Annotated in this window: 14 protein-coding genes; 5 read left to right on the top strand and 9 right to left on the bottom strand. The window is 65.0% G+C overall.

Annotation, left to right across the window (positions count from 1 at the left end):
* Positions 1-92: 92 nt before the first annotated feature.
* A complete protein-coding gene (locus QPK29_RS09870; protein ID WP_371768767.1) occupies positions 93-605 on the bottom strand; it encodes a hemerythrin domain-containing protein in 513 nt (170 codons plus the stop codon).
* A gap of 173 nt (positions 606-778) precedes the next feature.
* Positions 779-1,321 carry an SRPBCC family protein gene (locus QPK29_RS09865; protein ID WP_082577021.1) on the bottom strand — a complete coding sequence of 181 codons (543 nt, stop codon included), beginning with the start codon at positions 1,319-1,321 and terminating at the stop codon, positions 779-781.
* A gap of 237 nt (positions 1,322-1,558) precedes the next feature.
* Here QPK29_RS09865 and QPK29_RS09860 point away from each other — a divergent pair, with 237 nt between their 5' ends.
* The gene (locus QPK29_RS09860) at positions 1,559-3,877 is read left to right on the top strand and encodes a UvrD-helicase domain-containing protein (RefSeq protein ID WP_056122416.1); all 2,319 of its coding nucleotides are present in this window, start codon (positions 1,559-1,561) and stop codon (positions 3,875-3,877) included.
* Positions 3,878-3,924: 47 nt separating this feature from the next.
* On the opposite strand, the gene QPK29_RS09855 is transcribed toward QPK29_RS09860, so the two are convergent.
* Genes QPK29_RS09855 through QPK29_RS09845 form a run of 3 tightly spaced genes read right to left on the bottom strand, consistent with a single transcriptional unit; the run spans position 3,925 to position 6,143 of the window.
* Positions 3,925-4,692, bottom strand: a complete 768-nt coding sequence (locus tag QPK29_RS09855) for a BPSS1780 family membrane protein (RefSeq protein ID WP_056122427.1) — start codon at positions 4,690-4,692, stop codon at positions 3,925-3,927.
* Complete coding sequence (locus tag QPK29_RS09850) at positions 4,689-5,648, bottom strand: homoserine kinase (protein WP_371768766.1); 960 nt, start codon at positions 5,646-5,648, stop codon at positions 4,689-4,691. The genes QPK29_RS09855 and QPK29_RS09850 overlap by 4 nt, the downstream gene beginning before the upstream one ends.
* A 51-nt stretch (positions 5,649-5,699) precedes the next feature.
* Positions 5,700-6,143, bottom strand: a complete 444-nt coding sequence (locus QPK29_RS09845) for a DUF2782 domain-containing protein (protein ID WP_082577038.1) — start codon at positions 6,141-6,143, stop codon at positions 5,700-5,702.
* 174 nt (positions 6,144-6,317) lie between these two features.
* Here QPK29_RS09845 and polA point away from each other — a divergent pair, with 174 nt between their 5' ends.
* Positions 6,318-9,080, top strand: coding sequence for a DNA polymerase I (polA, locus tag QPK29_RS09840; RefSeq protein WP_371768765.1), 2,763 nt, complete (start codon positions 6,318-6,320; stop codon positions 9,078-9,080).
* On the opposite strand, the gene QPK29_RS09835 is transcribed toward polA, so the two are convergent.
* Positions 9,074-9,853 (bottom strand): alpha/beta fold hydrolase, encoded by a 780-nt coding sequence (locus QPK29_RS09835; RefSeq protein WP_371768764.1) that lies wholly within the window; start codon positions 9,851-9,853, stop codon positions 9,074-9,076. The two genes, polA and QPK29_RS09835, sit on opposite strands and share 7 nt — an antisense overlap.
* 143 nt (positions 9,854-9,996) lie before the next feature.
* On the opposite strand from QPK29_RS09835, the gene QPK29_RS09830 reads away from it, so the two are divergent.
* From QPK29_RS09830 to QPK29_RS09820, 3 genes are all read left to right on the top strand, one after another.
* Entirely contained in the window at positions 9,997-10,803 is an 807-nt protein-coding gene (locus tag QPK29_RS09830) for a dienelactone hydrolase family protein (RefSeq protein ID WP_371768763.1), read from the top strand.
* Positions 10,804-10,962: 159 nt separating this feature from the next.
* The gene (locus QPK29_RS09825) at positions 10,963-11,664 is read left to right on the top strand and encodes a ZIP family metal transporter (RefSeq protein ID WP_229411932.1); all 702 of its coding nucleotides are present in this window, start codon (positions 10,963-10,965) and stop codon (positions 11,662-11,664) included.
* A gap of 80 nt (positions 11,665-11,744) precedes the next feature.
* Complete coding sequence (locus QPK29_RS09820) at positions 11,745-11,888, top strand: hypothetical protein (RefSeq protein WP_156403652.1); 144 nt, start codon at positions 11,745-11,747, stop codon at positions 11,886-11,888.
* A gap of 355 nt (positions 11,889-12,243) precedes the next feature.
* On the opposite strand, the gene QPK29_RS09815 is transcribed toward QPK29_RS09820, so the two are convergent.
* The 3 genes from QPK29_RS09815 to QPK29_RS09805 are packed head-to-tail and all read right to left on the bottom strand — an operon-like array spanning position 12,244 to position 15,157.
* Positions 12,244-13,107: a sulfurtransferase gene (locus tag QPK29_RS09815; RefSeq protein WP_371768762.1), complete on the bottom strand. Its 864-nt coding sequence runs from the start codon at positions 13,105-13,107 to the stop codon at positions 12,244-12,246.
* Between the two features lie 9 nt (positions 13,108-13,116).
* Positions 13,117-14,028: a DMT family transporter gene (locus QPK29_RS09810; protein ID WP_371768761.1), complete on the bottom strand. Its 912-nt coding sequence runs from the start codon at positions 14,026-14,028 to the stop codon at positions 13,117-13,119.
* Positions 14,029-14,041: 13 nt separating this feature from the next.
* Entirely contained in the window at positions 14,042-15,157 is a 1,116-nt protein-coding gene (locus tag QPK29_RS09805) for an aromatic ring-hydroxylating oxygenase subunit alpha (RefSeq protein ID WP_371768760.1), read from the bottom strand.
* Positions 15,158-15,247: the final 90 nt, after the last annotated feature.

The raw sequence follows: 15,247 nt of genomic DNA, 5'->3' as shown, positions 1-15,247 counted from the left end.
CCCCGCGGAAGCGGGGATCCACACTGAGCTGACAGGGGATGCTCAGCATGGGTTCCCGCCTGCGCGGGAACGACGGTGAATAGAGGGCGCGTTCAGCGCCGCGTGGCCTGATCGCTCAGCTGCGCCTGCATATGCACGAGATTGGCCTCGAAGGCCTGCATCTCCATCCCGATCGACGTCAGGTCGAGCGCCGCCTGCTTGAGTTCGGGGAATAGCTGTTCTTCTTCCTGGCGGATATGGCTCAGGACGGCATCGATGAGTTCGCGTACCAGCGGCTCGGTGCGGGCTTCGTCCAGCGACATGCCTTGCAGCGTGGCCAGCAGGTCGTCGACGGCGAGGTGGTCTTCCTCGAAGCGGGCGATCAGGTTCGGGTCCACCCGGCGCACGCCGGGATAGAACACGCCTTCCTCGAGGCGCGAGTGCATGTGGATCGCCTGGATCAGCTGGGTCGCCGCCTGCTTCCGGACGTCGGCGCTTTGCGTGTTCCGGTACGCGTCGGCGAGCTTGCGCACCAGGTCGTGGTCGCGCTGTAGGGCCTGGACGGGATTGTCGACGGGGAACGCGTCCTGCGTCCTCGACCGTACGGAGTCGTCTGTCGTTGCCATGGGTTTCTCCTCAACGGTTGCCCGGCATATTCCGATATGCCGTCAGGGTTTCATCCTACTCCCCGGTCGCCCATGTACCGTGTTAGGTAACGCACCGTCGGTCGTGTCCGCAACGTCCGCCTGCCAAAAAAAAAACGCCGCCCGGCGGGCGGCGCTCATGAGAGGCGTCGTGCTCAGTGCTGCGAGATGCTGCCGCGCCATGCGCCCGTTTCCTTGCCGCGCTTCTCGAGCAGGTCCTTGAACTTCTGCAGGTTACCGCGGGCTTCCAGGCGGACGGCGCCGAGGGCGTCGCCGATCTTCTCGATCGCACCTTCCGGCTGGTAATCCATCTGCAGGGTGATGCGGGTGACGTCGTCCGAGATCTTGTGGAAGGACACCACGCCGCCGTTCGGCACGCCGCTCGTGCTGCGCCAGGCGATGCGCTTGTCCGGGATCTGTTCCGTGATCTCGGCATCCCATTCCTTCTCTTCGCCGGCCACGTTGGCCTTCCAGTGCAGGTGCTTGTCGTCCAGCTGGCGGATTTCATGGACGCTGCCCATGAACTGCGGGAAGTCCTCGAACTGGGTCCACTGGTTATAGGCGGTACGCACGGGGACGTTGACCTCGATGGTTTCGATGATCGACGAGTCCATGCCCGATTTATTGCCTTTGAGTTTTTTGGACAGCATCATGCCGCCCACGGCCAGCGCGGCGACCGTCACTACACGGTTCAGCATTTGTTACCTCCTTATGCTATTGCGTTCGCTTGCGTTACACAAAACCGGTCCATGCCCGCATCAGGAGCTGGACCGCATCTGTCGTCAAAAGTACGTCAAAAGCGATCAACCCGGCGCCCGCGAGCCTTGCGGAAACATTTGCAAAGGCGTGTCCGAATGTTGTGATACTGTATATATCATCAGTAAAAATCCTGCCGCGGCGATGCCGAGGGCGCCCCGACGTTTTATAATGCCCTCATGAATCTCCTCGACAATCTGAACCCCGAACAACTGGCGGCCGTCACGCTGCCGTCCCAGAGCGCCCTCATTCTCGCGGGCGCCGGGTCCGGCAAGACGCGGGTGCTGACCACCCGCATCGCCTGGCTGATCCAGACCGGGCAGGTGTCCCCGGCCGGCATCATGGCCGTGACGTTTACGAACAAGGCCGCGAAGGAGATGCTCACGCGCCTCTCGGCGATGCTGCCGGTGAATACCCGCGGCATGTGGATCGGCACGTTCCACGGCCTGTGCAACCGCCTGCTGCGCACGCACCACCGCGACGCCGCGCTGCCGCAGACGTTCCAGATCCTCGATTCGCAAGACCAGCTGTCGATGATCAAGCGCATGCTGAAAGCGCTGAACGTGGACGACGAGAAGTACCCGGCCAAGGACCTGATGTACTTCATCAACAATGCCAAGGACCGGGGCCAGCGCGCGCACGAGGTCGAGGCGTACGACCACGTGCAGAAACGCATGGCCGAGCTGTACGACCTGTACGACCAGCAATGCCAGCGCGAAGGCGTCGTCGACTTCGCCGAGCTGCTGCTGCGCGCCTACGAACTGCTGCAGCGTAATCACCCGCTGCGCCAGCATTACCAGATGCGCTTCCGCCACATCCTCGTCGACGAGTTCCAGGACACCAACGACCTGCAATACAACCTGCTGAAGCTGCTGGCGGGCCACGGCGAGCAGCGCGGCGGCGCCCTGTTCGCCGTCGGCGACGACGACCAGAGCATCTACGCGTTCCGCGGTGCGAACGTGGGCAATATGCAGGCGTTCGAACGCGACTTCGAGGTGAAGAACCTGATCAAGCTGGAGCAGAACTACCGCTCGCACGGCAATATCCTCGACAGCGCCAACCACCTCATCTCGAACAACGCGAAACGCCTCGGCAAGAACCTGCGCACGGACGCGGGGCTGGGCGAGCCGGTGCGCATCTACGAAGCGTCGTCCGACCTGGAAGAGGCGCAGTGGATCATCGACGAAGCGAAGAGCCTGATGGCCGAAGGCGTGTCGAAAAGCGAGATCGCCGTGCTGTACCGCTCCAACGCGCAGAGCCGCGTGATCGAGCACGCGCTGTTCGCGGCCGGCCTGCCGTACACCGTGTACGGCGGCCTGCGCTACTTCCAGCGCGCCGAGGTCAAGCACGCCATCGCCTACCTGCAGTTGATGGACAACCCGCACAACGACTCGGCATTCCTGCGCGTCGTGAATTTCCCGACGCGCGGCATCGGCGCCCGCTCGATCGAGCAGCTGCAGATGGCGGCGGAGTCGTACCGCGTGTCGCTGTACGCGGCCGTGCCCTACATGACGGGCAAGGCGGGCACGGCGCTGGGCAACTTCGTGAAACTGATCGAGAGCGCGCGCTTCGAGACCCAGCAATTGCCGCTGCCGGAAATGGTGCGCGTCGTGCTCGAGCGCAGCACGCTGCTCGCGCACTACGGCAACGAGAAAGAGGGCCAGGAACGCATCGAGAACTTGCAGCAGATGGTCGGTGCGGCCACCCAGTTCGTGCAGGAAGAAGGTTTTGGTACGCATGCTCCGGCCCACCTCGGCCCGCAGGCGGCCGCGGCGAGCGGCACGGCGATCGTCGACGGCGACGGCGTCGAGGTGCTCGATGGCGACGCGCCGCTGGCGGCCGTGATGTCGCCGCTGTCCGCCTTCCTCGCGCACGCATCGCTGGAAGCGGGCGACGCCCAGGCGCAGGCCGGCCAGGAAGCGATCCAGTTGATGACCGTGCACTCTGCGAAGGGCCTGGAATTCGACGCCGTGTTCATCACGGGCCTGGAAGAGGGCCTGTTCCCGCACGAGAGCAGCGCGCGCGAGATGGACGGCGTGGACGAGGAACGCCGCCTGATGTACGTGGCGATCACGCGCGCGCGCCGGCGCCTGTACATGAGCTTTACGCAACAGCGCATGCTGCACGGCCAGACGCGCTTCAACATGAAGTCGCGCTTCTTCGACGAGCTGCCGGAGCACGCGCTGAAATGGCTGACGCCGCGCGTGCAGACGAACTGGTTCGCGGGCCGCAAGTCGACGACGGCATGGGACGACGCTACGTTCCGCGAAGGCGGCACCGACAACCACATCGCCAAGCAGATCGCGCAAAAGTCGACCAGCGGCAACGGCACCGGCTGGCGCATCGGGGAATCGGTGAGTCACGCGCGCTTCGGCGAGGGCGTGATCGTCAACATCGAAGGCGGCGGCAGCAACGCGCGCGCGCAGATCAATTTTGGCGCGGCGGGCATGAAGGTGCTCGACCTGTCGGTGGCCAAGCTGGAGCGGATCGGCCGCTGAGCATGTACGCGTCATGGTGGGGCCCTGTGCCCACCATGACGCCGACGTCATACCGGCTGCGCTGCCTTCTCCATCGGCTTGCCGAAGATGGTGCGGTACCCCGCATACATCGCGCACTGCAGCAGCAGCATGAACAGGAAGATCAGCCACATCAGCACGACGCGGCCCAGCGCCGCGTCGCCGAACACCAGTGCGGCCACGATGCATACGCCGAAGAAGATGCCGAACCACGCCGCCAGCAGCACGAGGAACGGGCGCGCCGTGCGGATGACGGCGAAGAAGCTGTAGAACGTGGCCTTGCCCGGTCCCATGTGCTTCCAGTAGGTGAGCGGGGCGGCGAAGCACAGCGTCACCAGCACGGCCACGTCCAGCAGGAAGACGCCGAACAGGGCCAGCATGTGCGACGTCTGCACGTTGGGCGGCGTCTTGGCGTCCGGCCGCGGCATCATCTGCATGATCACCTCGGGCGGAATCGCCAGCCGGGTGATCACCATCATCAGCAGCGACACGGCCAGGTAGACGAGTCCCAGCTTGCACAGCGCGACCAGCGCCGGCTGGCGGAAGCCCGTCAGCAGCACGGCCGGGGTGACCCGGTCGCCGTTCTCGATCATCAGGCACGCCTGCATGAAGGCCATCGTGAACGACGGAATCAATACGACCGCAAGTACCGAACCCAGGATCGGCACGGCCGACAGGCCGATGCTGAACAGGATATTGGCGAAGAGGAGCGTCGTCAGGGCGGCAGGCTGTTTGCGGAACAGGCCCATGCCTTGTTTCAGCCACTCCCATCCGGTACGTGCGGGTAAATCGTTCATGCTGTCAAGTTGGGGGCGCCCCGTGCGATGCGCTCGCGCAGGACTCTTTCGAAGTGAGTCGGATCGTGCGGCGTGAGCATTTCGGCTTCGCGCGGACGGTGATAATCATACAGGCGCGACAGCCAGAAGCGCAGCGCCGCTGCGCGCAGCATGGGCAGCCATGCCGCCTGGTCGGCCGCCGTAAACTGACGCACCGCGTGGTAGGCGCGCGTCAGCGCCACGACGCGTGCCTCGTCGAGGCGGCCGGTGTCCAGGTCGATGCACCAGTCGTTGACGGTGACGGCCAGGTCGAACAGCCACGTGTCCCAGCCGGCAAAATAAAAGTCGAAGCAGCCGGACAGGCGTTCGCCGACGAACATCACGTTGTTGCGGAACAGGTCGGCGTGGACGGGGCCGCGTTCCAGTTCGGCGTACGTCGGACCGGCCGCGAACTCGCGCTGGAATGCCAGTTCGGATTGCAGCAGCGCGGCCGTCTCGGCATCGAGGAACGGCAAGACCTTCGGCACCGTCTCGACCCACCAGTCCAGCCCGCGCAGATTCGGCTGCTGCAGCGGGAAGTCGCGCCCGGCCAGGTGCATCTTCGCGAGGATCGTGCCTACTTCGGCGCAGTGGACCGGTTGCGGATCCATCTGCGAACTGCCGTCGAGCTTGCTGACGATGGCGGCCGGCTTGCCGTGCAATGCCACGACGAGCTCGCCGGCGTCGTTCGCCACCGGCGCCGGCACGGGAATGCCGCGCTCGGCCAGGTGGCGCATCAGCTGCACGTAGAAGGGCAGTTGCTCGAAGCTGAGGTTTTCGAAGATGGTGAGGACGTACTCGCCGCGTTCCGTCGTCAGAAAGAAATTACTGTTTTCGATACCGCTCGCGATGCCCTTGAGCGCGAGTGCTTTGCCAAGAGGAAATTGCTTGATCCACTGGGAGAGGTCATCCAGCGTGACCGGGGTGAAGACTGCCATTGTATAGGAAAGAAAAGTCGCGGTAGCGGTCGCCTCGGGCGACCGGGCTTGTTACTTCTTCTCTGGCTCGGCGGTAGCCGGCATGGGAGGAGGAGGCGGCACGTCGGCCGTCGTCGGGGCGTTGGTGCCGGATTCGCTCGTGGCTTTCCGCTTGCCCGACAGATCGAACTCACCCACCTTCCACTGCGGCGCGCGGATCGAATTCGTCTGCGCGTTGCCGGGCTGGGTGTTCGGTTTCATGTAGTAATGGCTGCCACCGGGCGTGGTGACTTCGACTTCGGTGACCTGGCCGCCGTCGCGCGTTTCCTTGATCTGGGTGCCGCGCTTCGGCGGAATCGTGGTCGCGGGAACGTCGCTGCCCGGCTCGATACGCTCGAGTTTCGGCGGTGCCGGGCTCGGGGTCGGCTGCGTGGTCTGCTGCTGGGCCGCGGCCAATCCTGCCTGGCAAGTCAGGAACAGCGCGAAAGTGGCGAGGCGGATAGGGGTACGCGGCATGATGATCACCTTTGTCGTTTAGTCCATTGTAACAAAGGGCGCCACTTCTCTGTGAAAAGTGTGGCTTCGTCCCCATCTGGATGACATCGCCTGCCCAGCTTTTCTCCATTTCCGATTCTGCGATAATGGCGCACGTTTTGCCGTGCCGCCGCGGCCCACTTTTTACTCTGCCCTATGGACAACACCCTGCTTCTCGTCGACGGTTCCAGCTATCTCTACCGCGCTTTCCATGCGCTGCCCGACCTGCGCAGCCCGGACGGCTACCCGACCGGCGCGATGCACGGCATGGTCAACATGCTGCGCCGCCTGCGCGCGGACTTCCCGGCCGCGTACATCGCCTGCGTGTTCGACGCGAAGGGCAAGACCTTCCGCGACGACCTGTATCCCGAATACAAGGCGACGCGCGCCTCGATGCCGGAAGACCTGGCCAGGCAGATCGAGCCGATCCACGAAGTCGTGCGCCACATGGGCTGGCCGGTCCTGATGGTGGAGGGCGTCGAAGCGGACGACGTCATCGGCACGCTCGCGGCGCAGGCGACGGCGCGCGGCCTGAACACGGTCGTCTCGACGGGCGACAAGGACCTCGCCCAGCTCGTGAACGACAAGGTCATGCTGATCAACACGATGAGCAACGAAAAGCTCGACGAAGCGGGCGTGCTGGCCAAGTTCGGCGTGCCGCCGAACCGCATCATCGACTACCTGACCCTCATCGGCGACACCGTCGACAACGTCCCCGGCGTCACCAAGTGCGGCCCGAAGACGGCCCTCAAGTGGCTGACCCTGCACGGCTCGCTGGACGGCGTGATCGAGAACGCCCACAGCATCACGGGCGCCGTCGGCGAGAACCTGCGCGCCGCGCTGGAATGGTTGCCGAAGGGCCGCGAACTGATCACCGTGAAGACGGACTGCGACCTCGTGGGCCACGTCGTGTCGATCGAGGAGACGCTCATCGGGCGCCCCGAGGACAAGGACGCGCTGCGCGATTTCTTCCAGCGCTACGGCTTTAAAACGATGCTGCGCGAGATCGGCCCCGGCAACGCGGGCAAGTACGGCATGCCTGGCGCGCCCGGTGCGCCGGCGCTGAATTCGCCGGAAGGCGCGGCGGGTACGCAACCGGGCATGCCGATCATCAAGGGCGAGTACGAGACCGTCACCACGCAGGAGCAATTGGAGCGCTGGCTCGCGCTGATCGACCAGGCGGCACTGACTTCCGTCGACACGGAGACGACGTCGCTCGACCCGATGACGGCGGAAATGGTCGGTATCTCGCTGTCGGTGGAGGCGGGCAAGGGCGCGTACATCCCGCTCGCGCACCGCTACGCCGGCGTGCCGGAGCAGCTGAACCGCGAGGACGTCCTCGCGCGCATGAAGCCGTGGCTGGAAAATCCGGACAAGCCGAAGTTGGGCCAGAACCTGAAATACGACAGCCACATCTTCGAAAACCACGGGGTGAAATTGCGCGGCATCGTGCACGACACCCTGCTGCAGTCGTACGTGTTCGAATCGCACAAGCCGCACGACATGGACACGATGGCGCTGCGCCACCTGGGCTATACGACCATTCCCTTCGTCGACGTGTGCGGCAAGGGCGTGAACCAGATCTGCTTCGACCAGGTGGAACTGGGCCGCGCGACCGAGTACGCGGCCGAGGACTCCGACATCACCCTGCGCCTGCACCACGCGATGATCGGCCACGTGGAAAGCGACAAGGGCCTGGACTATATCTACCGCAGCATCGAGCTGCCGACGTCCGTCGTGCTGCAGAAGATCGAGCGCAACGGCGTGCTGGTCGACGCGGACAAGCTGGCGGCGCAGTCGAACGAGCTGGCCGCGCGCATCATGGAACTTGAGCAGCAGGCGTATGAACTGGCCGGCGGCCCGTTCAACCTCGGCTCGCCCAAGCAGATCGGCGAGATCTTCTTCGGCAAGCTGCAGCTCCCCGTCATCAAGAAGACGGCGACCGGCGCGCCGTCCACCGATGAAGAGGTCCTGCAAAAGCTGGCGGAAGACTATCCGCTGCCGAAGATCCTGCTGGAGCACCGCGGCCTCTCCAAGCTGAAGTCGACGTACACCGACAAGCTGCCGAAGATGGTGAACCCGAAGACGGGCCGCGTGCACACGAACTACGCGCAGGCCGTCGCCATCACGGGCCGCCTGGCGTCGAACGATCCGAACCTGCAGAACATCCCCGTGCGCACGAGCGAAGGCCGGCGCATCCGCGAAGCGTTCGTGGCGCCGGCGGGCAGCGTGATCGTGTCGGCCGACTATTCGCAGATCGAGCTGCGCATCATGGCCCATATCTCGGAAGACGAGGCGATGCTGCGCGCGTTCGCGGCCGGCGAGGACATCCACCGCGCCACCGCCGCCGAGATCTTCGGCCTGCCGCCGGAAGAAGTGCAGAGCGAGCAGCGGCGCTACGCGAAGGTCATCAACTTCGGCCTCATCTACGGCATGAGCGCGTTCGGCCTCGCGCAGAACCTGGGCATCGAACGGGGCGCCGCGAGCAACTACATCGAGCGCTATTTCCAGCGCTTCGCGGGCGTCAAGCGCTACATGGACGAGACCCGTTTGCTCGCGAAGGAGCGCGGCTATGTCGAAACGGTATTCGGCCGCCGCCTGTGGCTCCCGGAGATCAACTCGCCGAACGGCCCGCGCCGCGCCGGCGCCGAACGGGCCGCGATCAATGCGCCGATGCAGGGCACCGCGGCGGACCTGATCAAGCTGGCGATGATCGCCGTGCAGGACTGGATCGAGAAGGATGCCCTGCGCACCCGCATGGTGATGCAGGTGCACGACGAACTGGTGCTGGAAGTGCCGCAGGACGAACTGGAACTCGTCAAGCAGAAGCTGCCGGAACTGATGGGCGGCGTGGCCACGCTGAAGGTGCCGCTGGTGGCCGAAACCGGTGTTGGAACGAACTGGGAGGAGGCTCACTGAGCCTGTAAAAACGCCCCCGCCAAGCGCGCGACTTCCGTCGTCGCCAGCAAGTTGTAATGCGTCGTCCCCGGCACGATGGCCAGCCGGGCGGCGGCGCGCAATGACCCATCCAGCCCCGCGTCGCGCTGGCCGCCCCCGAGCGCCTTGTAGAACCCGGCGATGTGGTCCAGCGTGATCGCATCCGCATCCGCGAACACCAGCATCGTCGGCGCCTGGATGCCACTCACCTGCGGCATCCAGTCGTAGTCGCGGCTCTGTAATTCTCCCATCTTGCGGAAAGCCGTTTCCCAGTTCACGGCCGGATACAGCTTGCCCAGCGGCGACTGCGCGACGTGCGCGCCGATCTGCGCGGCCTGCGTGTCCATGTGGTCGAAGGCCGTGCGCACTTCCGGATAACAACCGTTCCAGCTGGCCGCCGCCGACACGACGATCAGCCGGTCGACGACGTCCGGATGCCGGATCGCCGTCTGCAGCGCGACGCCGCCGCCGAACGAATACCCCAGCAGGTCGGCCTTGCCCAGGCCGAGTTCCCGGATCACGCCCGCGACATCGTCCGCCAGCGTTTCGAAGCGCAGCGGGCGGTCCACGTCCGGCGTGTGGCCGTGGCCTTGCAGGTGGATGGCGATCACGCGGCGGTGTTCCGCCAGCGTGGCGATGTTCGGGCCGAACGCTTCGCTGGCCATGATCCCGCCGTGCAGCAGCACGAGCGGCTTGCCGGTGCCGTGTTCTTCGACGTGGATCTGCATGCCGTTGACGGTGATGGAAGTAGTCATGATGGTCCTCGCAAGTGGGTGAGTGCCATGCAGAATACTCAGCCATATTATGTTGTCAAACATATCTAAAAGCGTGGCGTCACACGGGATCTATGCCTCGCTGCTAAGATAGCAAGCCTTTCAAGACCCAACGAAGGAAGGCGATGAACGACAACGCAAGCGGCTTCGCGGCGGCCGCGCTACCCATCGCGGCGCAGTCCGTGATCCACACCGAGTCCGACGGCCTGGCCGCCGGCACCATCCGCCTGGCCATCGACGGCCAGGAAGTGCCAGTGTATGTCGCCCGCCCGGCGGGGCAGGACCAGCTCCCGGTGATGATCGTCGTGTCCGAGATCTTCGGCCTGCACGAACACATCGCCGACGTGGCGCGCCGCTTCGCCAGACAGGGCTACCTCGCGCTGGCCCCCGATTTCTTCATCCGCCAGGGCGACCCGTCCACGATCCCCGACATCCCGACGCTGATGGCGCAGATCGTCCGCAAGGCGCCGGACGCCCAGGTGATGGGCGACATCGACGCCTGCGTGGCCTGGGCCGGCGAGAACGGCGGCGATATCGACCGGCTCGGCGTCAACGGCTTTTGCTGGGGCGGCCGCATCACGTGGCTGTACGCGGCGCACAACCCGCGCGTGACGGCGGCCGTGGCGTGGTACGGCAAGCTGGTGGCCGATCCGAATCCGCCGGGCCAGCCGGCGCACCCGATCCACGTCGCGTCCACGCTCACCGTGCCCGTGCTCGGCCTGTACGGCGCGAAGGACACCGGCATCCCGGTCGCCACGGTCGAACGGATGACGGCCGCGCTGGGCCAGGGGACCAGCGATTCCGCGATCGTCGTCTACCCCGACGCCGGCCACGCGTTCTACGCCGACTACCGCCCGAGTTACAACGCGAAGGATGCCCGCGACGGCTTCGCGCGCGCGCTGGCCTGGTTCCGCGAACACGGCGCCGGCTGACGGCAGCACGCCCGTCGGGTTACAATCAACGGTTTGCGCCCGGGGCGTGTGCATCCGCACGCCCCCAGAAAAAGAAGAGGCTTCCAGATCGACCCGATTCTCATCTCCATCCTGCTGGCCACCGGCCTGGCGGGCGTGGTCAGCATCACGGCCGCCGCGGTGTTTTCCTTTACGCTGCTGTCGAAGGTCGTCGAACGCATGGTCAGCCTGTCGGTCGGCATCATGCTGTCGACGTCGCTGCTGCATGCGTTGCCGGAAGCGTTCGAGTCGAAGGCCGACACGCATGCGCTGTTCGCCACCCTGCTGGGCGGCCTGCTCGCGTTCTTCCTGCTGGAGAAGGTGGCTCTGCTGCGCCATTCGCACCATCACGAGGGCGACGGGCACCATCACGCGCACGGCCACGACGCGCGCCAGGCCGGGCGCGCCGGCTGGATGATCCTGATCGGCGACGGCATGCACAACTTCACGGACGGCATCCTGATCGCGGCCGCCTTCCTCGCCAATCCGCAACTGGGCATCGTCACCGGCGTGGCGATCATCGCCCACGAGATCCCGCAGGAGATCGGCGACTTCATCGTGCTGCTGAACGCCGGCTTCTCGCGCGTGCGCGCCTACGTGTTCAACCTGTTGTGCAGCCTGCTGGCCGTGCTGGGCGGGATACTCGGGTATGCGACCCTAGACCGCGCCAGCGACCTGATTCCCTATGTGCTGGTGTTCGCGTCGTCCGGCTTCATCTACATCGCCGTGAGCGACCTGATGCCGCAGATGCAGCGCCGGGCCACCGTGCGCGAATCGATTCCGCAGGTCCTGCTGATCGGCCTGGGCGTCGTCATCGTGCTGGTCCTGACGCACGGCCATTAAGATACTAAACGCTGCGCCCTGCGGTTGACAGGGCGATTCCTCGCGACCTATGCTGGGCCGTTAGCTGAACGGAGGCCGGCATGGCGAAGCTCTTGAGTGAATGGATTGCAGCATTGCGCGACAAGCCGTCGCGCTTCGCCTACGTGGTCGTGGCCCTCGTGCTGTCGGTCGTGTTGTTCACGCTGGCGGACTTTTTGCCGGCGCCGTACGACTTCAGTCATTAATCGACGCGGCCCATGAACGTCGCCCCTGCGAAGGCAGGGGCCCGATTTTGCAAGCGCTGCCACTGCGCGTGAAACTTGGGTTCCCGCCTTCGCGCACTAGTGTCCGGAATATTGTTTTCAAAAACCGTCAGAAATAGCATCGTCATTCCCGCGCAAGCGGGAATCCATACTGAGTATGCTAACTACGTTCTTCATTTCCACCTCGTTGGCTACAAAGAGTCGACTTCGAGCAGTCAGCATGGGTTCCCGCTTTCGCGGGAACGACGGTTTTTCCCTATGGCGGGCCTATTTTCGACGGTAAAAATTATTCCGGACAGCAGTGCGCCTCCGCGGGAACGACGGCTTAGCTGAACATTCAGGCCGTCCCCGTCGCCACCGCCCGCTGCGGATCCGCCGTCCACTCGCTCCACGATCCCGGATACAGCGCCGCACCCGGCATCCCGGCCACTTCCAGCGCCAGCAGGTTGTGGCACGCGGTCACGCCGGAACCGCATTGCATGATGGCGTCCTGCGGATCGCCCACCGCCACCCCCAGTTCCGCCTTCAGTTGATCCGGCGCCTTGAAGCGGCCGTCGGCCTGCAGGTTATCCTTGAAGAAGCGGTTCTTCGCGCCCGGGATGTGGCCGCCGACCGGGTCGATCGTCTCGTTCTCGCCGCGGAAGCGGTCCGGCGCGCGCGCGTCGACGATGGTCTTGCCGCCGTGTTCCACGTTGTGCAGGATCGCGTTTACGTCGACCGTCGTCACGAGGGCCGGGTGCGAAGCGATGGTGCCGCGTGCGCGCGGGGCCGGCGTATCGGTGACGACGGGCTGGCCCGCCGCCTGCCAGGCGGGCAGGCCGCCATCCAGCACGGCGACGGCGCCGTGGCCGACCCAGCGCAGCATCCACCACAGGCGCGCGGCGTACATGCCGCCGTGCGCATCATAGGCGACGATTTGCGTGTCGTCGTCCACGCCCCAGCCGCGCAGCAGCTCGATGAACGCGTCCTGCTCCGGCAGCGGATGGCGGCCGCGGAAGTTGCCCGCGGCGTCGCGCTTGGCGCCCGACAGTTCCGTCTCCATGTCGGCGAAGACGGCGCCCGGGATGTGGCCGGCCGCATAGGCGTCCCGGCCGGCGGCGAGGTTCATCAAGTCGTGGCGGCAGTCGACGACGAGCCATTTGGGGTCGTTCACGTGTGCGGCCAGTGCGGCGGGTTCGATCAGGGTCGTGAAGCTGGACATGGCACTCCTTTATTCGCTGGCGATGGGATCGGTTTCCTTGACGACGGCGCCGCGCGCCGTGCGCGTCGTATTGTAGAACGTCGCGGCGATCCCGGAGGCCAGGATCACGCCCATGCCCAGCCAGACGTGCCAGTCGAACACGTCGCCCCACAGCATCATGCCCCACAGACTGGAAAAGACGATGCCCGTGTACTGCAGGTTGGCGACGACGAGCACCTTGCCGATGCGGTAGGCGCGCGTCATCGCGATCTGGGCGCCCAGGCCGCTGGCGGCGATCGCCAGCAGCAGGCCCATGCCGTGCCACGATTGCGGGCGGAACGTATTCATGCCGTTGCCGAGCAGCGAGCCGACGAGGCCCGCCAGGCCCATCGTGACGGAAAAATAGAACACGACGCGGTATTCCGGCTCGCCCATCTGGCCCAGGCGGCGCACCTGCATATAGGCCATCGCGGCGATCACGGACGAGCCGATGGCGACGAGGCCGCCGACCCATTCATGCGTCTCGACGGCCGGCCGCAGCACGAGCGTCACGCCGACGAAGCTCATGGCGATGGCGAGGGCCAGCGGCCATTCGGGCAAGCCCTTGCCGCGCCACCAGCCGGTGACGAACATGTAGGCGGCGAGCCAGATCGGCGCCATGTAGTTGAGGGTCACGGCGGTCGCCAGCGGCAGTTTGGCGATCGCGTAGAACCACATCCACAGCGAGACCACGCCGACGACGCTGCGCCACAGGTGTTCTTTCGGGAAGGGGGTCTTGAAGGAGCCGCCCTGCAGGCGGATCATCGGGAGCAACAGCAGGGCGCCGATGACACCCCGGTACATCACGATTTCCGAGGTCGAGTAGAGCGAGGAAGCCAGCTTCACTGCCGCGCCCATGGCGGCGAACAGGAAGCTGGCGAACAACATCCAGAGTGGGGCCATCAGCGACTAACCATCACATCCCCGGAGGAATATCGTCGAGTTTGCCGCGATACCACTCGTGGAAGTGCTGCATGCCGTCTTCCATCGGCGACTGGTACGGCCCCGCCTCGGTCACGCCGCGCGCCATCAGCGCCTTGCGGCCGGCGTCCATGCGCAGGGCGATCTCGTCGTCCTCGACGCACGTCTCCATGTAGGCGGCGCGTTCCGCGTCGACGAAGCCGCGCTCGAACAGGACGAATTCTTCCGGGTAGTAGAACTCGACGACGTTGCGCGTCCTCTGCGGACCCAGCGGCCACAGGGTCGACACGACCAGCACGTTCGGATACCACTCGACCATGATGTTCGGATACAGGGTCAGCCAGATCGCGCCGTATTTCGGTGCCTGGCCGTTGTTGAACTTCAGGACCTGTTCCTGCCATGCCTTGTAGGCCGGCGAGCCGGACTTCTGCAGGCCGCGATGCACGCCCACGGTCTGGACGCTGTAGTCCGGACCGAATTCCCAGCGCAGGTCGTCGCAGCTGACGAAGTTGCCCAGGCCAGGGTGGAAGGGCTCGACGTGGTAATCCTCCAGGTAGACCTCGATGAAGGTCTTCCAGTTGTAGTCGCAGTCGTGCACCTCGACGTGGTCGAACATATAGCCCGAGAAATCCAGGTCCTTCGTGACGGACATGTGCTTCAGCTTGTCCATCACGTCGTAGCCGTTCTGTTCGAACAGCAGGCCGTTCCAGTTCTGCAGCGGCGTCCTGGACAGGTTCAGGCAGGGCGTGTCCGCGAAATGCGGTGCGCCGATCAGCTCGCCCTTGAGGTCATAGGTCCAGCGGTGCAGCGGGCAGACGATGTTCTTGGCGTTCCCCCGGCCATTGAACATCAGCGCCTGGCGGTGGCGGCAAACGTTCGACATCAACTCGATGCCCTGTGCGTTGCGCACCAGCATGCGACCCTCGTTCTCCGATTTCAGGGTCGCGAAATCGCCCTTCTCGGGAACCATCAACTCGTGCCCGACGTAGCGGGGGCCCTTGAGAAACAATTGCTGCAATTCACGCTGCAACAGCGCGTCGTCGAAGTAGACATTTACCGGAAGCTGGGCGAGCGAACGCGCCAGCTTGGCGTGGGTAGCCAGATCGGACATCCCAACCCCCCTTTACAGAATTTCAGCCAAAAGAAGAGAAAGAATCCGAGAACCAGTATTTTTAGGGGAGCATCGAGACATCCGGCGCGC

This window comes from Massilia orientalis (assembly GCF_030411975.2).
In the GTDB taxonomy this organism is placed as follows: domain Bacteria; phylum Pseudomonadota; class Gammaproteobacteria; order Burkholderiales; family Burkholderiaceae_D; genus Telluria; species Telluria orientalis.
Note: the sequence above shows the minus strand (reverse complement) of the source record. Positions and strands in the feature narration are given on the sequence as shown.